Below are 543 nucleotides of genomic sequence, written 5' to 3'. Positions count from 1 at the left end.
GCCGATGAACCTGGTAGCGGCGGCATCACGATTTCGCTGTAAGGAGTCAGTCATGCCTCGTATTCGCAAATTAGAGCTCGTTGGTGAAGGTATCCAGCGCAATGGCCAACCTGTTGACAAGTCTGTGCTGGAGTCTGTGGTTCGTAACTCGGGCGGTTCACGTCCTCCGGTTACGCTAGGACACCCTGGTAAAGGTGACGACAAGATTAAAGCATTAGGCCGCGTTGATGTTCGTGGCATTGGCACTAACGACAAAGGTGAAGCGGTACTGCTGTGCGAGCAGCACTACACACCTGAACTCGAAGAGCTAGAAGACCAAGGGTATTTCGAAGGTCAAAGCGCCGGCATTTATCCGCTTCCTGGCAAACCTGGCGAATTCTACCTTCACCACGTAGCTCAGCTTGGCTCTTTGCCGCCTGCTGCAAACATCAAAACGCTGGATGTCGTCGAGCTCAGCGATGACGGTGAAAGCGACGCTATTTTTCTGTTCTCCAATGCTGGAGTGCAAACTAAACAACCGAATGAGAATGCCATTATGAAATT

1 protein-coding gene is annotated in these 543 nt (G+C 51.4%); it reads left to right on the top strand.

Annotated features, from left to right (window positions below):
* Positions 1–52 precede the first annotated feature (52 nt).
* On the top strand, positions 53–543 hold a 491-nt coding region (locus tag AW165_RS18470; protein ID WP_228138767.1), incomplete at its 3' end, for a hypothetical protein.

It is taken from the genome of Acinetobacter sp. LMB-5 (genome assembly GCF_001541635.1).
GTDB lineage: Bacteria > Pseudomonadota > Gammaproteobacteria > Pseudomonadales > Moraxellaceae > Acinetobacter > Acinetobacter pittii.
This window is presented reverse-complemented; position numbering and strand designations above follow the sequence as displayed.